The organism is Amycolatopsis sp. NBC_01488 (genome assembly GCF_036227105.1).
In the GTDB taxonomy this organism is placed as follows: Bacteria; Actinomycetota; Actinomycetes; order Mycobacteriales; family Pseudonocardiaceae; genus Amycolatopsis.
This window is the reverse complement of sequence record NZ_CP109434.1, coordinates 9,370,253-9,393,240: the sequence shown is the minus strand read 5'-3', so window position 1 is coordinate 9,393,240 and position 22,988 is coordinate 9,370,253. Positions and strand designations below refer to the sequence as shown.

The 22,988-nt window shown below is 63.8% G+C and carries 22 protein-coding genes; 4 read left to right on the top strand and 18 right to left on the bottom strand.

The window, feature by feature from the left end; genetic code table 11:
• Window positions 1-22 precede the first annotated feature (22 nt).
• Window positions 23-1,291, bottom strand: coding sequence for a recombinase family protein (locus OG738_RS44090; protein ID WP_329050012.1), 1,269 nt, complete (start codon window positions 1,289-1,291; stop codon window positions 23-25).
• Between the two features lie 140 nt (window positions 1,292-1,431).
• On the opposite strand from OG738_RS44090, the gene OG738_RS44085 reads away from it, so the two are divergent.
• Window positions 1,432-2,640, top strand: a complete 1,209-nt coding sequence (locus OG738_RS44085; protein WP_329050011.1) for a type IIL restriction-modification enzyme MmeI — start codon at window positions 1,432-1,434, stop codon at window positions 2,638-2,640.
• A 22-nt stretch (window positions 2,641-2,662) separates the two neighbouring features.
• On the opposite strand, the gene OG738_RS44080 is transcribed toward OG738_RS44085, so the two are convergent.
• The 7 genes from OG738_RS44080 to OG738_RS44050 all read right to left on the bottom strand — a co-directional run bounded on the left by OG738_RS44080 (window position 2,663) and on the right by OG738_RS44050 (window position 12,572).
• Window positions 2,663-3,307, bottom strand: a complete 645-nt coding sequence (locus OG738_RS44080) for a hypothetical protein (RefSeq protein ID WP_329050010.1) — start codon at window positions 3,305-3,307, stop codon at window positions 2,663-2,665.
• Window positions 3,256-3,867: a hypothetical protein gene (locus OG738_RS44075; RefSeq protein ID WP_329050009.1), complete on the bottom strand. Its 612-nt coding sequence runs from the start codon at window positions 3,865-3,867 to the stop codon at window positions 3,256-3,258. The genes OG738_RS44080 and OG738_RS44075 overlap by 52 nt, the downstream gene beginning before the upstream one ends.
• Before the next feature lie 327 nt (window positions 3,868-4,194).
• A complete protein-coding gene (locus OG738_RS44070; RefSeq protein ID WP_329056621.1) occupies window positions 4,195-5,280 on the bottom strand; it encodes an IS701 family transposase in 1,086 nt (361 codons plus the stop codon).
• 50 nt (window positions 5,281-5,330) lie between these two features.
• A complete protein-coding gene (locus tag OG738_RS44065; protein ID WP_329050008.1) occupies window positions 5,331-8,162 on the bottom strand; it encodes an Eco57I restriction-modification methylase domain-containing protein in 2,832 nt (943 codons plus the stop codon).
• Entirely contained in the window at window positions 8,162-11,356 is a 3,195-nt protein-coding gene (gene drmD, locus OG738_RS44060; protein ID WP_329050007.1) for a DISARM system SNF2-like helicase DrmD, read from the bottom strand. The genes OG738_RS44065 and drmD overlap by 1 nt, the downstream gene beginning before the upstream one ends.
• A 110-nt stretch (window positions 11,357-11,466) precedes the next feature.
• On the bottom strand, window positions 11,467-11,700 hold the full coding sequence (locus OG738_RS44055; protein WP_329050006.1) for a DUF397 domain-containing protein: 234 nt from the start codon (window positions 11,698-11,700) through the stop codon (window positions 11,467-11,469).
• The gene (locus OG738_RS44050) at window positions 11,697-12,572 is read right to left on the bottom strand and encodes a helix-turn-helix domain-containing protein (protein ID WP_329050005.1); all 876 of its coding nucleotides are present in this window, start codon (window positions 12,570-12,572) and stop codon (window positions 11,697-11,699) included. The genes OG738_RS44055 and OG738_RS44050 overlap by 4 nt, the downstream gene beginning before the upstream one ends.
• Before the next feature lie 491 nt (window positions 12,573-13,063).
• Between OG738_RS44050 and OG738_RS44045 the strand changes: the two genes are divergently transcribed.
• Window positions 13,064-13,483: a hypothetical protein gene (locus OG738_RS44045; RefSeq protein WP_329050003.1), complete on the top strand. Its 420-nt coding sequence runs from the start codon at window positions 13,064-13,066 to the stop codon at window positions 13,481-13,483.
• 64 nt (window positions 13,484-13,547) lie between these two features.
• Window positions 13,548-13,952, top strand: a complete 405-nt coding sequence (locus OG738_RS44040; protein ID WP_329050001.1) for a hypothetical protein — start codon at window positions 13,548-13,550, stop codon at window positions 13,950-13,952.
• A gap of 167 nt (window positions 13,953-14,119) precedes the next feature.
• Here the strand turns inward: OG738_RS44040 and OG738_RS44035 are convergent, their stop codons facing one another.
• From OG738_RS44035 to OG738_RS43990, 10 genes are all read right to left on the bottom strand, one after another.
• Window positions 14,120-14,968, bottom strand: coding sequence for a hypothetical protein (locus tag OG738_RS44035; RefSeq protein ID WP_329049999.1), 849 nt, complete (start codon window positions 14,966-14,968; stop codon window positions 14,120-14,122).
• Window positions 14,965-15,453 (bottom strand): hypothetical protein, encoded by a 489-nt coding sequence (locus OG738_RS44030; protein WP_329049998.1) that lies wholly within the window; start codon window positions 15,451-15,453, stop codon window positions 14,965-14,967. Before OG738_RS44030 ends, OG738_RS44035 begins: the two co-directional genes overlap by 4 nt.
• A 15-nt stretch (window positions 15,454-15,468) precedes the next feature.
• Complete coding sequence (locus OG738_RS44025; protein ID WP_329049997.1) at window positions 15,469-16,383, bottom strand: hypothetical protein; 915 nt, start codon at window positions 16,381-16,383, stop codon at window positions 15,469-15,471.
• The gene (locus OG738_RS44020) at window positions 16,380-16,751 is read right to left on the bottom strand and encodes a WXG100 family type VII secretion target (RefSeq protein WP_329049996.1); all 372 of its coding nucleotides are present in this window, start codon (window positions 16,749-16,751) and stop codon (window positions 16,380-16,382) included. The genes OG738_RS44025 and OG738_RS44020 overlap by 4 nt, the downstream gene beginning before the upstream one ends.
• Before the next feature lie 42 nt (window positions 16,752-16,793).
• On the bottom strand, window positions 16,794-17,552 hold the full coding sequence (locus OG738_RS44015) for an ESX secretion-associated protein EspG (protein WP_329049995.1): 759 nt from the start codon (window positions 17,550-17,552) through the stop codon (window positions 16,794-16,796).
• Window positions 17,553-17,561: 9 nt separating this feature from the next.
• A complete protein-coding gene (locus tag OG738_RS44010) occupies window positions 17,562-18,800 on the bottom strand; it encodes a hypothetical protein (RefSeq protein WP_329057066.1) in 1,239 nt (412 codons plus the stop codon).
• Entirely contained in the window at window positions 18,800-19,345 is a 546-nt protein-coding gene (locus OG738_RS44005; RefSeq protein WP_329057064.1) for a DUF3558 domain-containing protein, read from the bottom strand. The genes OG738_RS44010 and OG738_RS44005 overlap by 1 nt, the downstream gene beginning before the upstream one ends.
• A 44-nt stretch (window positions 19,346-19,389) precedes the next feature.
• On the bottom strand, window positions 19,390-19,890 hold the full coding sequence (locus OG738_RS44000; RefSeq protein WP_329049993.1) for a hypothetical protein: 501 nt from the start codon (window positions 19,888-19,890) through the stop codon (window positions 19,390-19,392).
• A 258-nt stretch (window positions 19,891-20,148) separates the two neighbouring features.
• Complete coding sequence (locus tag OG738_RS43995) at window positions 20,149-20,397, bottom strand: hypothetical protein (protein WP_329049991.1); 249 nt, start codon at window positions 20,395-20,397, stop codon at window positions 20,149-20,151.
• A 350-nt stretch (window positions 20,398-20,747) separates the two neighbouring features.
• Window positions 20,748-21,470 carry a hypothetical protein gene (locus OG738_RS43990; protein WP_329049989.1) on the bottom strand — a complete coding sequence of 241 codons (723 nt, stop codon included), beginning with the start codon at window positions 21,468-21,470 and terminating at the stop codon, window positions 20,748-20,750.
• Between the two features lie 722 nt (window positions 21,471-22,192).
• Here OG738_RS43990 and OG738_RS43985 point away from each other — a divergent pair.
• Window positions 22,193-22,783 (top strand): hypothetical protein, encoded by a 591-nt coding sequence (locus tag OG738_RS43985; protein WP_329049988.1) that lies wholly within the window; start codon window positions 22,193-22,195, stop codon window positions 22,781-22,783.
• The last annotated feature ends 205 nt before the right edge of the window (window positions 22,784-22,988 follow it).

Genomic DNA, 22,988 nt, shown 5'->3' with positions numbered 1-22,988 from the left:
GACAAGTTCCAGCTGACACCAGTTACGGGCGCCACCGGAGCAGCACCCGCTCTTCATCGAAATAACGCCCGACGACGCCGCGGCGAATACGTAGGCTCTCCAGCTGGGTGAGGAGAACCTCTCGCTTGGCCAACTCGTCAGCACCGGCGGCATCCCAGCAGTCCTGAACGGTCGCCGCTGCGAGTGGCTCGCTTCCCCGCTCCGCGAGGAGCCGTTCCGCCAGGTACGGGTCGAGCGTTGTCCGACTCAGCGTCTGTTTGCACTTCGGACAGTAGATGACGGGTCGCTTCTGGTTCGTCCCTCGACACATGTACACGTCGCAGGCGTCACATCTCGCTACACGAGACAGAAAGGGGCTTGTCGTCACCCTATCGCGCCGCTTGCGGACCTGCGGGCTCTCTTGTGAATTCAGGGTGCACTGCAACGCCGTGAATTCGCTGACCGTGATTACAGCCAGTGACTCACTCACCATGGGGATGCCGCTCTCGTCGCGGACGACCGCGAACGGGTCGACGTCCTTGGCGTTCCTGCCCCGGCCCGGGTTGTGTGGCGTCATCCCGGCCAAGATGGGGTTCCGCAGCAGCCGGTCGACCGTGTGATAGTTCCATTCGACGTTCCCCGGCGTGCGCTTGTTCCTTCCTCCATTAGGAAGCGGCGCGCCCTCGTCTGTCAGCCACTTCGTGACGGCGTACACGGTGGCACCGTTCAGCGCCATCGTGACGGCCTCGGTAAGCCAACGGAGACGCTCCGGATCCTTGACAAGCACTCGCCCTGGCCCATCTGGGTTCGCTGCTGAGAGATAGCCGTACGGGATCCCGCCGCCAGCCCAACGGCCGTCCCTGAGCAGCTGAGCTCGCGCTGCGCGGACGCGTGCCCGGATGGCCTCTGCCTCCATCTCGCCGAACACGGCGAGCATGACCGCGAAGGCGCGGCCCTGCGGGCTGGTCATGTCGATCGGGTCCTCGACTGCGACGAGCCCCGCGCCGCGCTGCTGCAGGGCCTCGTCCGCGTGAAGGAAGTCCAGTACGCGCCGTGCGAGCCGGTCCACCTTCCAGATCACCACGGCGTCGAAGCCGTCTGCGGCAAGGAGCGCGGTCCAACCCCGACGGTCCTCGGGTCTGTTGGCGGTCGCGGACACGCCATCGTCGACGAACTCACCGACGACTTCCCAGCCCCGGGCCTGTGCGTACCGGCGACAGGACTGGAGTTGACGAGTGATCGAGACGGACTCTTCCTTAGTGACGCTGAGCCTGGCATAGAGAGCGCACCGGCGGACTTTGTTGACGTTCACGACAGCCACTGTGTCGCATCGCCGATCTTGCTTACTTCTTTCTTCGTGCCACCTCACTCCTACAGAGGAACGCCACTCTCGGACTGGTCGCCACGAACACGGTCGCCCAGGGGGACACCCGCGAAGTCGGCCTCGACACGATGGTCGCCGACGGCTTCACCATCACCCGCGCCATCCAGTCCCGCTCCTGGCCGGCGTCGAGCGCCAACCTGGAGTACGCAGCCGCCTGGGGCACCCTCAGCCCCGTCGCCGACGACGTGCCACGCGTGGCCGACGACATCGAGGTACGCCGCATCAGTACCCTCCTCGAACCAGTCGGCCGAGCCGAAGGCAACCCAATCCGACTGAACGAAAACTCCGGCATCGCGTTCCAGGGTTGCATCGTGCTTGGCATGGGATTCGTTCTCGACATTACCGAAGCGCAAGAGTGGTTGGCGGCCGACCCGCGCAATGCCGAGGTACTCTTCCCCTACCTCAACGGCGAGGACGTCAATTCTCGTCCCGACGCCTCCGCCTCCCGATGGGTCATCGACTTCAACGATTGGACGGAGGATCGAGCCCGGACGTTCGACTTTCCGTACCAGCGGGTGAATGCGAGCGTTCGTCCGGAGCGACAGAGGAAAAAAGCCAACGGCGAGTTCGTGCTTCGCAAGCCCTTGCCTCAGCGATGGTGGCATTACGCTGATAAGCGGCCGGCGCTCCGCAAGGCAATTGCGAATCTCGACGAAGTGCTCGTCATCGCGCGCGTCAGCAAGTCTGTGATGCCGGTTCGCGTCCCGACGGGGCAGGTCATGAGCGAAGCCTGCGTGGTGTTCGCCTCTGATGACGGCAGTGCCCAGGCAGTCTTGTCATCGAACCTGCACCAGATCTGGGCCATCACCTACGGCTCAGGCATGCGAAATGACCCCCGTTACACTCCCTCGGACGTCTTTGAGACCTTCCCTCGCCCCGAGCCCACAGACTGCCTAGAGCAGATCGGTCGTATCTTGGACGAGGAGCGTCGCGAGATCATGATGCGCCGCGACTTGGGCCTGACGAGGCTTTACAACCTGGTCAACGACTCCGAGCTCGCGGACTCCGCCGACCAGGACGTTGCACGTCTTCGGGCCATCCACGTGGAGCTCGACTGGCGCGTCTTGGATGCCTATGACTGGTCTGACATAGCTCTTGGTCACGGATTCCACACCCACAGGCGGATGCAGCGCTGGACCGTGAGCTCGGCGGCCAGGATCGAGATCCTCAACCGACTCCTCGAAGAGAACCACCGCCGATCCGAAGAGGAGCAACGGAGCAAGCGCGGACTGACTGCGACCGAGATCCCCAAGGAGGACGGGACGCTTTTCGCTTGACCGAACCTGCCTGATTATTGAATCAGTCGAACAGGGTGGCTTCTTCTGCCGGAATCGTGACTCCTGGCGTGGAAGTTCGATTGCGGCGCTCCTTCCTCGCGCGGCGGTGATTCTCCAGCAGAAGCCGGTCGAGGACTTCAACACGGGCAGCAGGGCAGACAGTCCAGCGTTGCACCTGACGGTGGGTGTGGAAGCCGTGGCCCAGGGGAACGTCATCCCAGTCGTATGCGGCCATGGTCGCCTCGTCGATCTCGATGTGAATCTCGCGAAGTCGGTCGACCTCCTTGTCTTGGCGAACCGTGGGGTCGTTGACCAGGTTGTAGAGCTTCGTCAGACCCAAGTCGCGACGCATCATGATCGCGCGACGTCTCTCGTCGAGGATCCGCCCAGCGGCGTCAAGGCGGCCGGCCATTGCGGGGCGAGGGAAGGTCTCAAAGACGTCCGAGGGAGTGTAACGGGGGTCATTTCGCATGCCTGAGCCGTAGGTGATGGCCCAGATCTGGTGCAGGTTCGATGACAAGACCGCCTGGACGCCGTAGCTATCGAAAGCGAATACCCCGAGCGCGTGGCTGAACACTTGGCCGGTTCGGACACGCACCGGCATGACGGTCTTGCTCACCAATGCGATAACGAGCACCTCGGACAGGTCAGCGATCGCTTTTCGCATCGACATCTGCTTCTCTGCAAACTGCCACCAACGATCGCGGTAAATCTTTCGGGGCACGTACTTCGCACGTTGGCTAGACTCTGACACTCCGGAACGACACGCTCGCAGGCGGCCGCTGGTACGGACAGTCGAACGTCTGCGCTCCAATGATCCGTCTGATCGTCGAAGTCGACAATCCACCTGGCTGCCGACGCATCCGGTCGCTGGTTGAGATTCTCGCCGTTGAGGTAGGGGAAGAGCACCTCGTCGTTACGCGGGTCGAGGCTGATCCACTCAGCCGCCACATCGGGAGTTACGGTGAAGCCCATTCCCAACACCAGGCTTCCCATATGCGCGATGCCGGAGTTTTCGTTCAGTCGGATTGGGTTGCCTTCGGCTCGGCCGACTGGTTCGAGGAGGGTACTGATGCGGCGTACCTCGATGTCGTCGGCCACGCGTGGCACGTCGTCGGCGACGGGGCTGAGGGTGCCCCAGGCGGCTGCGTACTCCAGGTTGGCGCTCGACGCCGGCCAGGAGCGGGACTGGATGGCGCGGGTGATGGTGAAGCCGTCGGCGACCATCGTGTCGAGGCCGACTTCGCGGGTGTCCCCCTGGGCGACCGTGTTCGTGGCGACCAGTCCGAGAGTGGCGTTCCTCTGTAGGAGTGAGGTGGCACGAAGAAAGAAGTAAGCAACGAGATCCGCGTTTCCCTTAGTTCCTCCTGCGAGTTGGTTAATACGGCAGCCGCAGTGTGGGATGTTTGGTGCGTTGTCGCTGGTAGTGGCTGTGGCGGGCGCGGGTTTGGTGGCGTCGTCGCCAGTGTGACCAGTGATCGGCGTGCCCGGGTGGGTGGGCGGGGTCGTTGAGGGTGGACCAGAGTCGTCTAATTTCGTTGCAGGATAACGGGATCAGGTCCGCTGTTTCTGCAGCGGTGCCCCTTTTTCGTCCCGGGCGCGTTCGGTGTGGGCGGTGACGGCGAGGAACGCGGCGGCGAGCATGGACAGGGTGATATGCCGGTACCAGGCGTCGTATTTGCGGACCTGGTAGTGATCCAGTCCGGTCTCGTTCTTGGCGAACTGGAACGTTTCCTCGACCGCCCACCGGGATCCGGCGACCCGGACGAGTTCGGCGACCGGCACCGGGTAGGTGGAGTAGCAGATGTAGTAGGCCAGCTCGGTGGGCTTGCTGATCGAGCGGCGAACCAGCAGCTGCCGGCCGCCGGCGGTGCCGGGGTCGAGCAGCAGCCAGTCGTAGAGCCGGTGCCCTTTGCTGCCGATCCCAGCCGAGAGGCGTTGCCAGCCCTTGCGTGGTGCCGCGGCGGCGAGTGCGTCGGCCCGCAACGTCCCGGCCGGGGTGTCGAAGCGATGGTCACACGAGATGGCCATGACGTAGTTCAGTCCGGCCTGTTCGCACCAGTCTCGCAGGCCGGGGTTGTCGCCGTAGGCCTCGTCAGCGGTGAACCACTCGATGTCGGAACCAGCGTCGAGCAGCCGTTCCAGCATCCGCTGAGCGAGCTGGGGTTTGGTCGCGAACTCGACCTCCGGACCGATTCCGGCTTCCGCGCAGCGTTCCCGATCATCGGTCCAGGACACCGGGAGGTAGAGCTCGCGGTCGATCAACGCCCGGCCCTTGGCCGAGACGTAGGTCAAGAACACTCCGAGCTGGCAGTTCTCGATCCGCCCGGCGGTCCCGGAGTACTGCCGCTGCACCCCGGCGGATTTGGTGCCCTTCTTCAGAAAACCAGTCTCATCAACCACCGCGATCCCGCCGCGGTCACCAAGATTGTCCAGCACATAGGAGCGGACGTCGTCACGAGCAGCGTCGGCGTCCCACCGGTAGAAGTTCAGCAGCCGCTGCATGCCGTCCGGGGTCAGGTCACCAGCCTGCTCGGCCAGCGTCCACGAGTTCTTCCGCTCCGCGCCCGACAGCAGCCCCAGCACATACATCCGGGCTCGACGGCGCGAGCCCGCTTGCGCGAAACGACCCGCCACCAGCGCGAACGCGTCGTCGAACCCGGCCTGCCACCGAGCGAGCCGATCATCTACTACAGTCCACGACGCGGCCACCGCGTCCTCTTCGAGATCCAACACACCTTGAAGTCGATCACGCGGTGGCCGTCTTCATACCCACGACACGCCGCTAGATCACACACTGCGGCTGCCGTATTAACCAGCCACTCGCGCACCTCGGTGCTCATCGCGCCGCTGATCTTTTTACCGCCGAGGAAAGGTGGGTTGCCGACGACGGCATCGAAGCCGCCGTTGTCGATCATGACGTCGGGGGCCTCGATGATCCAGTGCAGTGGCTCCCAGCGCTCATAGTCTGTCTCGACAGTCGGTTTGAGACCGGCATCGATGAGCGATTCAAGGAAGGTACTGTCGGCCTCGCCCTTGTCTGGGTAAGCCGCGCGGGCTGCGAGGCGGAGGTTCTCGTATGCCTCATCGAGCGCCTTGCCGGGCTTTCCGCCGACCGGAAGCCCGGCAGCGACGACGCCGTGGGCGAGCTTGCGAAGGTTGGAAGTCACCTCGCGGAACTGGGCAAGTTGGCGACGCTTCGCAGTGCTGTTGCGGACAGGGTGGGTCTCATCGATCTCTTCCAGCAGCCGGCGGCGGATCTCGGCAGCTCGGCGGAGGATTGTATCGACGTCGATAAGGCGGCCGTGGAAGGTCTCTCCGCGGGCCTTTGCCGGGTCGATGTGGAGCCATCGGAGTTGGTCGATCTTGGTGAGACCGAGCAGCGAGTTGCCGTTGAAGACTTTGTCGTCGACGAATGAGAACGGCAGGTCGCGGTCGAGTGATACGAGCCAAAGGGAGAGCTTGCACATCTCGACGGCCATGTCGTTGATGTCGGCGCCGTAGAGACAGTTGGCGACAACCTGACGGGTCGCTCGAGTGTAGAGGTCCTTACGCCCACTATTGGTCGGGTCCTCCGTGGTCCACGCCTCGACCACTCGCTCGGAGAGGTAGCGGGCCGCGGCGACGAGGAAAGCGCCGGAGCCGCAGGCGATGTCAGCGACCTTGAGCTCCAGGAGCTCGTCCGAGGACTTGAGCTTCCACTGTTCCTCGGCGGCAGTGTCGCGCGGGCCAGGTGAGTAGCAGAGCGGCTGAAGCGCGTGGAGGACAACCTCCTCGGCCAGTGACTTCGGCGTGTAGTGGGCGCCGGCGTTCTTGCGCGACGGTGTCTCCTTGACGAGGAGACCACCCTCGAGAACAACAAAGGGACGCTTGCGGAGATCAAGGCGGATTAGGCCGAGCCACGGCTTCACCCTGTCGCGCAGCTGCAGGTCGCCACCAACGGCCTGGGTGAGCGCGCTGAGCACGCTGGGCTCGGCTTCAGCGCCGGCCGCCTTGGCTATGGCGGCCGCCGAGGAAGGCTTCGACGATGGTTGGTCGTCCTCGACGAATGCACGAATCGCGGTAGCGAGCTTCTTGGGATCGGTGTGCTCGGCGGCGAGCGCTTCGAGCCTCGCAAGCGAGATTTCAGGTTCCTCGCCGAGAGTGCCCTTGAGCCCGACGGTGGCTTCGCTGGCGATGGCTGCGGTGTAGCCGAGCAGGCCCTCGTAGATGTAGCCGATCTGCTCGACGTCGATATCGCGGAAGGAAATGCGGCGCGCTTCGCCCTTGATGCTGGCGATCTGGACCGATCGGAGCACGTGGAGCATGACGCGGTCCGAGACGGTGATTGCGAGGGCGTTCTGTTCGTTCGTGTCAGTGAGGAACGGGAACCGCGTCGGGTCGAAGAGGGAACCGCCATAGGCCGGCATCCGGAGGTTCTCGAAGCTCGCGCCCTGATAGAGAGCCTGGCTTGTGGCGAGAAGTCGGTGCCAAGTGAGCGATGTGGAGTCGAGTCCTTCCTCGCTCTCCTCAGTCTCGCGCCCGATGAGGCGGTCGAGTTCGCGGGCGATACCGTAGCCCTGCTCGAACAGCTCGCCAGAAGGCAGGAGTCCTCGTTCTTCCGCGAAGAGCAGGAAGACGACTCGCATCATTACCGTAACGGCGCCTTCGTAGCTGTCGTGGGTGCGCCCCGGCAGCGGGTCAGAGAGGCCGCGGCGGCGTGCGTCGGTGGCCGATTCGGAGAACGACTGAATCAGTAGCTCGACGGCTCGTCGTACCTGGGCACCGAGGGCCTCGGTGATCTCCTCGGCCTCGGCGACCGAGTCCTTGAACAGGACAGGCAGACGTTCGGTCGGGTCGCCGCCGACGAGGTACTGGCGGCCGATCAAGGTGAGAAATGCGTCGCGGGTACGGGGCTCTTCGATCCAGGTCAGCGCGTCGACGACGCCGGACGCAGCCATCGCGCCTTCACGTGCGCAGACCAGACCCCACCAGCGACCGTCGGTAACGATTCCGATCGGGATCTTGTTCTCCCGCAGCATTACCTCGAGCCTGTCGATCGGGTTCGCAGCCCACAGGTCACCCGGCGTTTGGCGCAGTGAGTCGACGGGATCGATGGTGTGGATGAGAGCGCCGATGCCGTCGGCACCGTTGAGGGCCGCCTGTGCCCGGATCGTGACCGTATGGTTGGGCGACTGGGCCTCGACGCCCGGAACGTCTCCCCAGGACAGGGACTCGGCCCAACCAGCGATATCACGCAGGATCGTCTCGACCCACTTGTCGCGGGCGACGCGGTAGGACTCAAGGACGGACTCGGAATCCGGGGAGCGGTCGTGCTTCTCCCATGCGGCTTCGAAGTCCTTGCGGGCGTCAACGAGCGCTTCCTTGCGATCCCTGGCCAGGCTGGGCATCCCCTGCGGCCAGACCCGCTTGAGCGGCGGGATGGCAAGGAACGGGCCTTCGGCGTCGACCAGTTCGAGCCATGCCCGGTGCTGGTCAGTGGCGTTGATGACCGTGCGACGACGAGACGATACGCGTGCCATCACTCGACCCAACCTTCTGCATTACCTCGCGTCAACGCGAACACGACCGCTGCGGCGGTGGTGTGTGGCTTGACATCGACGTAGCGGTCGGTGATGGCGGCGATCTCGCGCTCCTCTTCGTCGTCGAGCTCATCGAGACGCCGGTTCATGGCGTCGATGTCACGCCTCCATTGCCGCTGCTGGTCGGGATCGCTGAACAACTGCCCTTGCGCCTCGTCCTCCTCGGCTTTCAGACGGGCGAGGGAGTCTCGCAAGTTGGTGCGAAAAGCCGCGAAGATCTCCTTGGCACGTTGTACGTCAGCGGCCTGACGCTTGGCGAGTTGCTCTATCACCAGCTCGTGCCGCCTTCCTGCGCGGGCCTGCATCGACTCTTCGAGCCGGAGGCGAAGCGGAGCGTCGGGAACGTTCCACAGGTCGCAGAGCTGATCGCGAACCCGCTCATCTGCCAACGACAGATACTCGCGGTCGAGTGCCTTGTCGAGCGCCGCCTCTGCCTTCTCCTCAGCCATCGCCCGGCGTCCCCTCAGCCGGACACCGGCGAGAAAGACTTCCTCGTGAAGGCGGACGCCACCACGGCCGACCAAGACCATGCGGGTGACCGCCGCGACGAAGGACTCGTCAAGATCGTCGACCACAACAGCGGTGACACGACTGAGCGGTGAGTCGACGCTCCAGAGCGAGCGGCGGAGGAGTCTCTGAGCCTTCTGCACGATCGGGTGACCCAGGTGGACGTAGACGAGATCGGCACGCCCTTCTGAGGCTTCGGGGTCGAAGGTGATGGGACGAAGAACACCGGGGTTGAGACGGGTATCGAGCCCACGCAAGGTGTCGTGCCAGCCAGCCGTAAGGGCCGGGACGGTGAAGACCTCGGCGTCCGTGTCCTCTGCGAAGTCATGGTTCGGCACGAGGGGTGACTGGTGGTTGATGCGCAGTGCTGTATCGACGACTCGACGAAGGTTGGCCGGGTCGAGGTGCATCTCGGTGCGCGACACGCGATAGCGCTGCTCCAGCTGCGTCAAGCGAGCGTTCAGCTCCATGCCGCCAGCCAGGGCGGAGTTGATGACCTCGTTGGTGTCGAGTCCCTTCGACCTCGCCTTGGCCTGAGCCCGCCGCTTGCCGAAGTGGCCCTGGATCTGTTCGCCGACGACTTGATTGGCCGACCCGAGATCGTATTCGACCTGAGCAATCTTGCGGGCGATGCGCTCCATGAAGCTCAGGTCGGCGGCATAGGTGGACGAGTCGACGACGGGGACGAAGTGGAAGACCTGGGGTTCCTCAGTCTGCCCGTAGCGGTCGATTCGGCCAATGCGTTGTTCCAGCCGGGAGGGGTTGAACGGGATGTCGAAGTTCACAAGGCGGTGGCAGTAAGTCTGCAGGTCAATGCCCTCACCTGCGGCATCGGTGGCGAGCAGGACCCGCACCGGCTCCTTCATGGGGTCGGCGGTGAACTGCGAGCGGACATACTCGCGCTCGTCGGTCGGTGTCGAACCCTGGATGACCGCGAGTCGATCTTCTGTGTAGCCACGCTGGTTCAGGACACGGGTGAGCCAGTCAACTGTGTGGGCGTATTCTGTGAACACCACGACGCGCTCGTTGGACCAAGTCTTGCCATCGGGACGGCAAACGGCTTCGAGGAAACCGATCAGTCGGTCGAGCCGGGAGTCGGCACGGCTCTCATAACCAAGCCCCCACTCCATGAGGGCCTCGAGCTGACCTGGCTCGGCGGCGATCAGCGGGTCGGAGCCCTTCGACTCCCGGAGCTTCTCAGACTCGTCCTGCTCCCATAGACCTTCTTCCTCGTCCGCCTGGCCCTCACCGAAGATATCGTCGTATTCATCGCTTGGTAGCCCACGGCCGACCTTGGACGACAGATAGTGGCTCAGCGTCATCCCGAATGCGAATGGGCTGGACAGGAAGCGCTTCTTCAACAACATGGTCACAATGTCACCGCTGGGCTTGGTACCGTTCTGTTTCGCGCTTTTTATGACGATCTCGTCGAGCAGGGAGAACATCTGCTGCTCGGAATCAGTCGGTGTGACGTCGAGAGCGTTGACCTTGCGCTGTCTGAAGCCCTTACCGGTCAGGTCTGTCTTGAGCCGACGAACCGTTACGTCCTTCAACGCAGCGGAGTCCAGGTTCGCGCCGCGTGCGAATCGGCGTGGCTCGATCATCGCCATCAGTGCAGTGAATGACTCAGGATGACCGTTGTGCGGTGTCGCGCTCAGGAACAGTCGGTGCTCGCACTTCTCTGCGATCTGGCGGACCGCGACTGTGCGCTGCGTGTCCACCGCGTAGCCGCGGCCGCCGGCGATGACCGATGGGCTGGAAGGTGCGACGTGATGGGCCTCGTCGACCACGAGGACATCGAATGCGTACCGCTTACCGGTCTTGGGGTTGGTGGCCTGAGCGTATACGTCACGAAGCAGGCGTTGGGCGCGGATCTGGGGCAGCCACGCCATGCTGACGATCACGCGCGGAAAGAGCTGGAAGGGGTTGGCGTGCAGGCCGTGGGTGCGACGAACCTGCGCCATCAACTCGGAATTGACGACCGTGAACTCCAACCCGAACTTCTCGCGCATTTCGTCCTGCCACTTCAGCGCGAGGCTTGGTGGGCATACGATCACCGCAGTGCGCGCGCGGTGCCGCAAGAACAACTCTTGAATTACCAGGCCCGCCTCGATCGTCTTGCCGAGACCGACGTCGTCCGCAAGGAGGAGGTTTGCTCGGGGCGCCCCGAGGGCGCGACGGAGCGGTTCGAGTTGATATGCCTCGACGTTCACACCGGACCAAAACGGTGCTTGGTAGCGGTTCGGGTCGGCGCTCGTGACCGCACCCCAGCGCATCGCGTCGATGAAGCCAGCGAGCGTCGCCGGTTCGTCGAAGACATCAGCATAGACGATATCTGGCAACCCCTGCGCCGGCGTGACCGTGTGGCCGACTTCCAGCTCCCACACCACTGAGAGCTGCTCACCGAGGCGTTCCTCGTCCAGCGACTGGAGGACAACCACGTGGGAAAGCTGCGCTGTCGCCTCGTCAGCCGGGCTGCGTGGCAGGCCCTGGGCGCGAACATCGGCGACGGCCCACATCGAGCCCCGCACCTCGACAACCTGCCCAGGCTCAGGCAGGGGCGGCATCGCCGATGTACTGCGCGTCGAACGCTCGGCAGCGAGTGTGGTGATATCGATCCCAGGCACAAGTCAAAACGTATCAGCAGCGCGCGGAGGAAGCCGCCTCATACATCGCGAATGCCTCTCAAACACACAACACTCGCTGAACGGCACGTTCCGGTTGTATCTGGCTCCCGTCAGGCGTCTTCGGCGTCGACTTCGCTGGCACGCGTTGCGGTGATCATCATGCGCCACTGGCTGTGGGTGAAGGCCAGGATAGGCGAGTTGGGTCCCAGCTTGGAGTCGCGGACCCCTACCCATCCGGGCACCATGATGTTCACTTCGACGCATTCGCCCTGTCCGCCGCTGGCACTGGCCTTGTACCAGCCGTCCGCGTCGTGCAGGGCGGCCTGGGCTTCGGAGTGGTTCACCGAGTGATCTCCTTCGTCACCTGCTCGATCAGGGCGATGCTCTGTTCCGGCTTGAGCGCCTTATGCGCCTGCAAGCGGGTCAGATCGTCGCGATAGATCGAGATCTCGGCGGGTTCCTCGATGAAGGTGCCGCGGATGCGGGATTCGATCCAGACCGTGCCGGGGTCGTCCTCGAATTCGGCCGGGTAGTCCATGATCGTGAAGGTTCCTTCGATGCCGGGGTGGCTGCCGGCAGAGGCGGGCAGGACCTGCAGCGTGATATTCGGCATCTCAGCAAGCTTGACGAGCTGCTCCAGCTGCCGGCGCGCGATGGCCGGGTTGCCAACGACGCGGCGCAGTGCGGCCTCGTCGATGACGCGCCACACGCGGAGGGGGTCCATGTCGGTGCGGTGGGTGAGCACCTCGTGGCGGGCCATGCGCAGCTCGACCCGGCGGTTCACCTCGGCGTCAGGAAGCGTGGGGTTGACGTCGCGGATAACGGCTTCCGCGTATTCGGGCAGCTGGAACAGTCCGTGCACCACCATCGCGTCGTAGCCGCTGAGCTGCCGCGCGATGGATTCCAGACCCAGGTACACGTTGAACCACTCCGGCGTGACGTCGGAGAACCCGATCCACCAGTCGCGCCCCTTCTTTGCCCTGGTGAGCAGCGTCCGGAAGAACGTGAGCCTCTCGACATGGCCGTACCAGGTGAGCAGGACTTCCAGGTCAGCGGCACTGGGCAGATTGCGGCCGACCTCGACGTGTCCGGGCCATGCGCCGGTCTTGCCAAGCCGCTCGGCGACGTCGGCGCGTTCGTACCCGGCTCGTTGACGCAGCCGCTTGAGTTCGGTGCCGATCCAGCGCTTGAGCGCGCTACGGCTCGACTCGACCATCGGCGTCACCTCCCGGCAGAGCCCGTCGGCTCGTGCATCACCCGAAAAGACCACACCGAAGGCTAGCGCGCTACGTTGTAGTGCACTACATTCATGCGTGGCTGCTAAGTAGTTCTAGTCCGACTACCACGGTAGCCCCTGGCGGCACGGCAAGTGGAGACGGCTCGACAGTCCTGCGAACCGTGTCGTCAGGCCTACCTAGCCCTGCCGGGCACCATCAAGGAAGCGGTCATGTGGCGAACGAGACGCAAGCCTGGTCAATGGGCGACGGTGTGCCGAGACTCCGGAGGTAGACGGCGGCAAATCCTGGTCGTGTCGACCAGTGACGGCCGACTGGCACTTATCTTTCCGCCGGGAGAAGTCGCCGTCCTGAAGCCATTGCAAGCTGGTCGCCTGCGCGCAGTCCTCCGTGACGCCGTGTTCGCGTTGGCCGATCCCGAGACACGTCAGCCACACGCGCCCGTCGAGGCTTGCTGGGATGGAGAACCCCGATGACAGCTGCGACAACGGCTCCGATGCAGGCTGATTGGCCGCCATCAGTCGATGACCGCGACCTTGGCACGCGTTGCTATTGCGCGGACGACGTCGTGGCCGACCCGGCGGGCTTGTCGCCGGTATGCGATGAACCCGAGTTCGCCGAGATACTTAAAGAAATGGTCGCGCACGAGGCACCGCGACTCTTCGCTGTGGTGCAGGAATACGGCGTGCGCGTCGATGCCCGGATCGCCGCCTGGGGCATCGCGTTCGCCGATCATGCGGAAGTCGTGTCAGTCGAACGCGCCCGGCGGATGAGCATTGCAGCAGCTGACAGCGCCCTCAGCCTCTTCAGCTTCGGTACCCGCATCCACGCCCGACTCGTTTGGGTCAACGCCGACGAGGTTACGGCCGAGGCATCCGATGAACGAGCATAACGGCGCCTGTGCTTGGCTGCGACGAAATCAACTATAGACAACGATCCGGAACCGGATTGCGATCATGGGTGACTTAGATTCAATACTGGCTTCACTCGCATCAGCGGAGTGGGAGCATTGGGCTTTCGGAAACGAAGACAACCCCGTTGGTCTGGCATATGTGCGCCGCTCGGACACCTATGCTGATGTCGTGTTGCTGCACAGCGACAAGGTATCCATCACCTACCGTGCACCACTAATTGAGGGCGACGAGTACAGTCCGTTGTCGCCGGACGCGGTTATGTGGTTTTTCTGCGGCAACGCGCGGCAGCCTATTGAAGAACTTCTCAAACTTCCGCCACAGGAAGGTCCCAACGCACCCCCCAAGCGGTGCTACACGGGAGTCATAGATGCTCGTGTGCCTCAGAAATGGATTCAGGCTGGCGTTCGACTGATCCGCCCCGCCAAGAAAGCGCCGGTCAACGAATGACAGGTTTCTCCCAGTCACTGATTGCACGTCCGGCATAACTGGGAGGTACGCTCCGGCGTTCCGCCGTCGCTCCTCGCTGCGACAGCCCAGGCGGAATAGCCGGGGCCATTCCGGCAGGCGTGTAACCGCGCGCCTGCCGGAACTGGCTCTGTTGGTTGACACCTTGGTCAGAACGCATTGTTCACGTCCGACGGCGGGGCGTTGAGATCGCAGTAGGAGTACAGCTCGGTGCGTTTGTCGTCCGCGTTCTGCGGGACGTTCTGCAACGGCACGATCCACGTGCTTCGTTCGCCTGGTGAGCATGATGGACTTGATGGGGACTGTTGTGGGCTGCCAGCCGGATTGCCCTTGCCGTCGGGCGGGAGGAGGTCACCGCCCACGATCTTGCCGTTCGCGTCGCGGAACACCACTGCGGTGCGGCGACTGGACAGCGCTCGACAATTGGCCGACCGTTCCGTGTACCGGACAGCGTCAGATGGCGGAGACGAGCTGACCCGGCTGGTGGACTCGTAGGTGTCCGTCGTCGGGGTGAATCCGCCGAGGGCACCGTTGGACAGCCATGTAGTCGTTTGCAGGTCGACATCGGCCGAGACCACTTTGTTCGTCGCGCTGACGCGAATGAGTGGCCGGCCAACACCTACACGTTGGCCCGGCAGCATCACGGGGATCTCCATGGTCATCGATGGGCCCTGGATGGGGCCCGGCGGCAGGCCGTTGACGGAGACGACCACCTTGAGGGTCAACCTGGTCCGGTAGGCGACATGGTCGCTGGTGTTGTGCAGTACAGCTCCCATGCTCGCCAACGCTGACGATGAGACCCCTTTTTCCGCGACTTCGATCCCGCCGCCGCCCGGGGCGGTTTTCGCCGACGTCGGCTGCTCCTGAACCGAGTTCGGGATATCGCACGGTTTCGACGCCGACTCGTCATCTCTGGTCGACAGCACGACCGCCGTGACTCCGGCGGCAGCGACCACCAGCACTACGATTGTCAGCAGAAGCGGTTTACGTTTCGTCATTCGTAGTACCGCTTCTTCAGCTCATCCACCTTGACTTGGAAATCCTGGATCAACTTAGTGGCCGCTTCAGAGGCGTTCGCAGCGAACTGATCTTCGGATATCTCGCGAACGGTGCCGGGTTTGATGTGAACCGAGAAGCTCTCCATGCCTGTCGCAGTGATCACAATCCGCGCATCGTTCGACTCGCCGATGGCCTCCACTTCGGCGCGATCAGAGAAAAAATTCGAATCGCGCAAGTCATCGAGGTCGATGTTCAGATTCGTCTCGTCGATCGCCGCCCGGTACTGCCGCTGCCATCCAGCCCACAGGAGTCGCGCTATGCCGGCCAGCGCCCTCTCCAGGGCCGATTCATCGATGAAATCGTAGACGCTTTCCCCGAACGACAACGTGATACCGGTACGGTCGCGAAGCTCCGCTTCGATCTCCGTCCCCGGCGCCCGCACGTGCACCCGAATGCCGTCCAGCCTCTCAGCCAAATCCGCCATGGTCTTCCTCCTGCCCTAGTCTGACCTGCCCATGCCGCTGTCACCGGTAAGGTCACGGTCGTTCATCCCGGCCAGGTTCGGGCGGGCGGCAACAATCTTGTCCTTATTTGCGTTCACCGCATCGGTCAGTGCTCGTACCTTCTGGGCGATTTGCTGAGTCTCGACCTCCTGAATGTGCCTGGTGAGCTCGTCGACCGCCTGCTTCATCGAGTTGATGATCGTATCGACCGAATCCCCGGATGCCGTTAGACTGGCCACGCCCGCACCACCGACGGATGCGGCCGCACCGATCGCCGCCATCGCCACGACGCCCCCAGTCGCGACCGCAACAACCACTCCGCCGATCGCGACGACCGCAGAGACCACCGAGAATCCGAAACTCCACTGGTTCTTGCCGCAACCACCAGCGTTGTCGAGCGCGTTCTTCGTGTTTTCCGCGATCTTGTCGATGTCATCGCGTGCTCTGACCCACATCTCCCTATGCGCCTGGAGGACGCCCTTGAGCGTGGACAGCGCCGTGAACTGGTTTCCGGAGATCGTTTTGAACGCGTCAATGAAGTTGGCCTTGAACGCCATCGCGGCATCGCCGGTCCAGCCCTGGAGATAACCCCCATCGGTCGTCATCTTGTCCAGGTGCGGGTTCGCCAAGGTCACGTCTTTGCTGAGGTCGGTGTTGTCGACCGACCCCGTATTCAGCCGTGCCATAGCCGCGTTCAAATCAGCGATCAGCGGATCGTATCTTGCTGGATCGGGTAACCTGGAGAACGGCTCGAACATTGACCCGATGAACGCGTAGGACTTCCTAATCGGTTCGCGATCAGGATTTCCCGCCCCCGCTGTCGCACCTTTCCCGGACAGCTCCTTCCATTTCAGGTCTACAGCCTTGTCCGTGATGTCCTTGGCATGTTGCATGAGCTGGTCGAAGGTCACAGTTTTCCACCCAGTTCTGGGTCATTCTGTGCGCGGCGATACAGCTCGTCTCGCGCCGCTTGGTCGGTCTCCGCGTAGTGCCGCGCCGCCTTGTCCAATGCCGTAGCCGTGTCGTCCAGATTAGCCTTGGTTTCCTTGAGGAATCCCGTGACAGTGTCGTGCAAGTCGAGATATGCCTGATATACCGGCCCAAGTGCGTCGCCGCCAAATTGCGCAGGGCGCTGCATCGCTTGGGCTAGCTCGCCACGGAGGCGCTCGCAGGTACCAATCGCGTCGCCGTAATCGGCCGCTACCGTTGGGAAATCTACCTTCGCGACCTTCTCTAGTTCGTACAGGTCAACGCCGAACTCTTTACCTTGATGAACCACGTTCCCACCCTCGTTACTGAATAAGTTACCGTTGTTCGCTCGTTACCGCCCGTTTCTGCGAAGCTGTTCGAGCAGGTCATAGGTCTTTCCGATCATCGTGTCGAAACGTCCGGGCGCGACGTTGACATAGCGTTCATAGCCCGCCTGCTCGGTGAAAGAGAACAGATACCGGCCCCACTCGGTGTCGTAGAACGTGCAGCAGTTGTCACCCGTCGTGCGATAGCCACCGAGCCCGTCACGCACGCCCGCGCAGATCTGGCCGCCACCTTGGCGCGGCAATCCGGCCACCTCCAGCACCCGGCGCACGTCGCGGCGGGCGGGCGCACCGTTCATGGCCTTCCGCAGATCGGACTCAGGCACCGACAAGCTGGGGCCGGCGGCGGGCGGCGCCTCCGGCAGCTCGGCGATCAAATCCTCGGCCAGAGCCTCCGGCCGGGCCGGGCGGAGCACGACCTGCCCCGAGTTGGGCACGTGACACGCCAGCACCGCGTCCCGGCCGCTCGCCGCGACATGCAGGTGGTACGAGCCGACCGAAGATGACTCCACGGTGGCGGAGAACTCCAGCGCGGCCCGCCCCAGCACGCTCATGGTGCGCAGAAACGCCTCTGTCGGTCTCCCTGCCCGCCACACCTCGAGATCGGCCAGTTGCTCCCGGATCTCATCGTGATGGGTCCGGGCCTCGCCGGGGTTGCGCCACATCGGGTCCGGGGCAAGCCCAGCGGGTAACGCAACGCCGGCCTCCTCCGCGCCGACAAGCAGGCAGTCCACGGGCAGGACAAGTTCATGGTCGATCACCAGCACCGCGTCCCCTTACAGGCCGATGACGGGCGGCGTCGTCTTCGGCAGCTCACCGACCAGCGCGTCGTCCGGATCGGCTTCTACCAGGTAGTCCGCGGTCTTGTGCTCGGAGTCCTCCGCTCCTTCGCCCTTCCCGCCACGTCCCATTGCGCCGGCACCGCCCATACCCGGTGTGCCCGGGCGGCCGCTGCCGCCCATCGGACTGCCTGTCAGACGGCTACCCGCGCCGGAGCCACCCGGCGTCCCCGCGCCGGAACCTTTGCCAGCGCCGAACCCGCCCGCACCGGAACTGCCACCCGATCCGGCGCCCGAACCGCCCGGTCCGAAGCCTCCACCGGAGCCGAACCCGCCACCAGGCAGGAAACCGCTGTCAGGTCCGCCGCCCGGTCCGCCGGGGCCAAAACCTGGCCCACCGGGGCCAAACCCGCCGGGGCCGCCGTAATCACCGCCCGACGGTCTGGACGGCACGTAGCCCGCAGTCGTCGTGCCACCAGGCAACGACGCGCCGGAATCGTGCCCTGGCACACCCGTTCCCGCATGTCCCGGTCCGCCGGTCGGGGGGACCGGGGTGCCAGTCCCTGGGCCGCCGGCCTGACCAGGACCGCCGGACTCGGAACCATCGCCCGGATGGCCAGCGACCCGGCTACCGCCGGTTAGGCCGTGCGTCCCTGTTCCGGGACGGAACTCGGAGGGTTGTCCGCCGTCGCCGGGAGAGATGGGCTTGATGTCACCCCCAGCGGCTGGAAGCGCCAACTCTCCATACTGTGACGGTGTGGCCCACCGTCCGGAATTGTCCGTGGATTGGGCGTGATAGGTGTTGTAGTCGTTGACGACCTGCGTGGCCTTCTGATTCCACGCGCCGATCTCGTCCGCCCGGTTGGACAAGAAAGAGAACGGGGTGTCACTGACCCAGTCGTCCGCCGGCTTGTCACCCAGGTTCCCGACTGCCGCGACCTTGCCTTGAAGGTCCTTGAACGAACTACCCTGGCCCGTATACAGCGTATGCGCCTGCGTCAAGTGATCGCCGCTCACCTGCGACGCCTGCACCAGCGGACCGGCACCCGCATACGCCTGGCCCGCCGCATCACCCTGCCAGTGCTCGGCCATCGCGCCCTGAAGCTGCAGCATGTCGTCGGCGATCTCGTGATGCAGTTTGGAAAGTTGCGCCGACTTGTCACTGGCGGTGTACATGCCGTTCGGACCCTTGCCGCTGTTGACCAGCTGCACGATCTGCGGTGCGCTGTAGGCCATCACGCACCGCCCTTGAGCGTCGACACCACAGCCTCCGCTGCCTTCGCTGAGATGGCGCATGGGTCGCTGTAATACGGCGACGAATTCTGGAATTCGACGTTGACCGTAAAAACCTCGTCATTCTTGACGCCGACAGCGATCTGACACCCACCGTCGTTGCGGAAGTCGGCAGCGCCAAAGAACGCCGCAGGATATCCACCAACATCCGGAGCCACCTTGAAGTAGCCCGACTTGTTGTCCTGGTTCTTGTACACCGTCGCCAAACCGCCATTTGCTGGCACGAACCCGATGGCGACACTGTTGTGGTCGGAGTCGGTCCAGGTGCATATGGGGGCGACGTTGCCGTCGCTCTTGCGGTTGGAAGTGAGATTGGCGACTTGAGCAGCCTGAGCCTGGCTCAGCGCCGAACAGGGGTCTTGCTCAACCTTGGCCGTGTCCAATGGGCTCGGCACCGGCGGCGCGGTCAACGACGTGCCTGTCGGAGTTGAGGGACCCGAAGTTGCCATCGGGGTCTGCTGGCTGACCGGTGTTGTACACGCCGACATCACACTCAGGGCGGCGACCGCGGCGACAGCCGTGATAAGGCGCCTCATGCTCGCCGCCCGTGCTTACGCAGCGCGTCGGTGGCCGCTTGTTCCTGCTTCTCGTACTCGTCGATAGCAGTCTTGAGCCTGTCGGCGTACCCCTGGGCGTATTTTTGCTGCTCTCTAACGCTTTTGAGATAAGCGGTGGCGTGCGCATCTGCTGCTTGCTTCTGCAGGGTGCTGGCCTCGTCCTCGGCAGGTTTGTCTACCGCAATCAACTGCTGACCGAGGTTGACGGCGTCCTTCAACTTATCGGCGATGGACTGCCATCGGGGGAGGAACTTGCGCATGGCGTCGACGTCCATGACGTACCCGCCACTAGCGGCAGCCGCATTTGTAGCGGCGTCCTCCTGCTGGCGCTGCTGGTACACCTTGACGCCGGTAGAGTTCATGCCCTGGTCGTACTGCTTGTCCTGGGCCTGGCGCCTCGCCTGCTCCTCCGGCGAGAGATAACCGGCCCTACCGGCAACGGGCGCCGTTTGCGGCTGCCCCGCTGGTTGCGTCATGCATCAACCCCTCACTATGTGACGCGAGCGCCCCCAAACGGGTGGCACGCGTCGGCCCTGACGAGGATTGCCCGCCCAAAGGCAAACCTCGTCTAACACTGTAGCCGGTCAGTCACCGTGAGGTGCTGGAGTTGCTGGAACTTCTGCGTCCCGTCCTGGCAGCCACGCCAGCCGGAGGGCATGGTGGTCCCCTCGGTGCGATCGAGCACACCAAGTGCAGAAGCGGGAGAGGCGGGAGGTCGCGTGGTCGGATCTTCGTCAAGGCATCGGATCTGGATCCGTGATCGACTGGATGCCGAGTTCATCCCGCGCTCTCCGTCTCACCCAGCTTTGAGTTTCATGCAGCTTCATGAAATTCTCTTCGTCGAATTTGGCAAACTTCGTATAGGAGCCGTGAACCTCCAGATGGTCGAAGAATCCGTATTCGACTTCAATACGAGCGTCTCCGTCGGCGACGACAAGTACGCTGGCGTAGGCTCTGATGGCATCTTCTTTCGTGTTATCCAAGTTCTCGACAAGGTCCGGAGGAAGTGATTTGCCATCCCGCAGCAGGTCCTCCGCCTTGTCGAGAAGCCAGCCCTAGCTCATCAGTGCGGCGAGATAGCGACTGGAGGTTTCCCTTTTCTCACCCCTCTGGATTGTTGCTTCTCCGTGGGCGCGTTGCGCAACTTCGCGGTCGCGTTCTCGTTGAGACCGGAGGTCCTCTCTTGTCTGTTCTCCATCCCATTGCCGGTCGTCGCGTCGGAGGCGAGCCATGCGCCGCCCCAAGGGCCGAGCAGTGCGATGACGGCAAGCGCAATGGTTACCCAGAGTGGTACGGAACTTCCAGCAGGCATAGCCCGCACGGTAGCGGATCCTCATAGCCGGGGGAGCCATACGGACACGTCGGCGAGCGCATCGAGGGTAGCATTGTCGACATGCCCCGTTGCGGTTTCGGTTTCGGCGACGACCATCGTTTTTCCATCGATTCGGGACTGAAAGTGATGGCCGGAGAATCTCAGATGTACCAGGCCGAGCAGGGCACCGCCGAGTGGCGTAATATCTCCATTACCTTGCACCTTCTCGACTTTCTCACACCCTTCGGCATCGCCTTTCAAGGGGAAACCCACTCGGGCGATCGAGATGACGGCGGCGTTGCCGCGCCCGTCACCGACCGCATATAACTCGCGGTGCAATGATGTGCACCGGTGTTTCGCAAGGTATTCGCGGATCTTTCCGGTCGAACTGATCAGGCATTCCAGCTCATGTTTCGCCGCCTGTTTCAGCTTCTTGAGTTTGAATCGGCTGAATGTCTCGTCGGTTTTTCCTCGTTTCGCGGATTTCTTCCCCTCCGCCTTCCGGGCCTCCAGGTTCCGCCCCGGCAGTGAGTCGACGACGTCATCGGCCAGATTGCCCGGCAAGGCATCCGCAACGGCTCCGCTTCCGGCGGCTCCCGCACCCCCGAGACTCAGCGCTCCTCCGCCGGCGCCGACCGCTGCCATGATTGCGACCGCCGCCACCAGGGCTTTCGCTCCGCCGCCACCTTTCGGTGGTGTCAGCGGATACTTCGTCCCGTCTGGCCTCGTGCGGAACTCGACCACTGCCGTCCCCTCCCCGTACCGACCGGCCTCCCTGCCGAGTCGGTAACCCTACGCACACGATCAGGTACAGGTTGCTCGATCTGCGTGATATTCACTCGTTCAGAGGCGCACACCAGTTGCGGACCGGGGTCGCAACTACCGAGAACTGACACGTGAACGCCTGAGTTCGCCAATGCCTTCCATGTCAATGGGACAAGGTGGTCAAAAATGTGATGAGTATAACTATTGACAATGGAGGCTTGATCTCTTTGCACTGGTCGTGCAACCTGAAGGTCCTAGCTTGTGATCGCCCTCACTGGCCCGCGTAGGTGGGTGCGTGACGGTGGTGGCGGGTTGGGCGCTACATCGGTGACCGGCCGTGGTGATCCTCTGCCTGGGGACGCATGGAGTCGAGGTGTCGCCGGTAGCGCGCAGTGCCAGGTTCACCGGACTCATGCGGTACGCCCACAGTGGTCAGGCCGCCGCCGATCGAGGGACCGAGCCCCCGGATGCCGGGGTGCCGCCTCGCGAGCCCCAGTTCAGGGGTTGTGAGCCGCTGCTCTGCTGATGCCTTCCCGGAGATGCCCGTGTTCGTGGCGCGCCCGCGTGATCACGCACGGAATTCTCCGATCAATTTTCGATAAAGAGCCTGGAAAGTGCCCCCGTTTTCGGAGTCCAGGGGTGCACCGGATGCCTTGCTGACTGCTTGCGGCGGCGGGTTCGAGAGTCGGGAGGAATGGGTCATGGCTGACTACGGCTACTACTGCGGGGATTCCCGCTATCGGGACGCGGACGTGCGCCGGGATGCGGCGATGCCGTCCGGGTTCACGCCGGAAGCGGCGCTGCCGCCGGCGTTCCGGCGGGCCGAGCGGCTGCGCAGCCGGGAAGTCGGCTACCAGCTCGCCGAGGCGCTGCCGACGCACGGCGCGCCAATGTCGGTGGCTGCGGCGTTGATGGAAGTCCCGCATCACGTGCCTGCACGGCGTCGGCAGGCGTGGCGGGAACGGGAAGCACGGCTCTGTGGCGACGCGCGGGTGTGCTCGATGCCGGTGACCGGGTGTCGAGCCCACGGGGACACCTTGGCGTGGCGCAAAGGCGCATGGCGCTGCACGGTGCCGACATGCCGGAGCGTGCGGGCGGTGAAAGACCAGCGGCGACACTGTCCGGAACCTGCCGTGGCGCTGATCGACTACCCGTCCGGACATCACCGGCGGTTGTGTGCCGGGCATCTGGTGTCCGAACGCACCGTGTGGGCCGCCGCGCCAGTCGGCGCCACCATGCGCGTCACGCCCACGCTGCACGCGGTGGCGGGCCCAGCGGGCGCGGGTCGGTGACGACAATGCTCGCGACTACTCCGTTCGGGGGAATTGTGAGACCTCGGTGTCTAATAACAGCGTCATATTTGGCCTTTAGTGGGTGACGGGGAGGAATCGGCGCTCGGCCAGGCTCGTGGCCCGGCCATCGTGGCTGCTCCGCGCGGAGGCCGGCCGGGCGGAGAAATGGCGTCATATCCGGCTCTTGCGATGGAGAGGAGGAATC

Excerpts from the sequence above, each read along its gene's own strand:
- OG738_RS44085 (WP_329050011.1), top strand. The coding sequence starts at position 1,432 with ATGGTCGCCGACGGCTTCACCATCACCCGCGCCATCCAGTCCCGCTCC.
- OG738_RS44080 (WP_329050010.1), bottom strand. The coding sequence starts at position 3,307 with ATGCGAAAAGCGATCGCTGACCTGTCCGAGGTGCTCGTTATCGCATTG.
- OG738_RS44075 (WP_329050009.1), bottom strand. The coding sequence starts at position 3,867 with ATGGTCGCCGACGGCTTCACCATCACCCGCGCCATCCAGTCCCGCTCC.
- OG738_RS44065 (WP_329050008.1), bottom strand. The coding sequence starts at position 8,162 with ATGGCACGCGTATCGTCTCGTCGTCGCACGGTCATCAACGCCACTGAC.
- OG738_RS44050 (WP_329050005.1), bottom strand. The coding sequence starts at position 12,572 with ATGGTCGAGTCGAGCCGTAGCGCGCTCAAGCGCTGGATCGGCACCGAA.
- OG738_RS44045 (WP_329050003.1), top strand. The coding sequence starts at position 13,064 with ATGACAGCTGCGACAACGGCTCCGATGCAGGCTGATTGGCCGCCATCA.
- OG738_RS44040 (WP_329050001.1), top strand. The coding sequence starts at position 13,548 with ATGGGTGACTTAGATTCAATACTGGCTTCACTCGCATCAGCGGAGTGG.
- OG738_RS44035 (WP_329049999.1), bottom strand. The coding sequence starts at position 14,968 with ATGACGAAACGTAAACCGCTTCTGCTGACAATCGTAGTGCTGGTGGTC.
- OG738_RS44030 (WP_329049998.1), bottom strand. The coding sequence starts at position 15,453 with ATGGCGGATTTGGCTGAGAGGCTGGACGGCATTCGGGTGCACGTGCGG.
- OG738_RS44010 (WP_329057066.1), bottom strand. The coding sequence starts at position 18,800 with ATGGCCTACAGCGCACCGCAGATCGTGCAGCTGGTCAACAGCGGCAAG.
- OG738_RS44005 (WP_329057064.1), bottom strand. The coding sequence starts at position 19,345 with ATGTCGGCGTGTACAACACCGGTCAGCCAGCAGACCCCGATGGCAACT.
- OG738_RS44000 (WP_329049993.1), bottom strand. The coding sequence starts at position 19,890 with ATGACGCAACCAGCGGGGCAGCCGCAAACGGCGCCCGTTGCCGGTAGG.
- OG738_RS43985 (WP_329049988.1), top strand. The coding sequence starts at position 22,193 with ATGGCTGACTACGGCTACTACTGCGGGGATTCCCGCTATCGGGACGCG.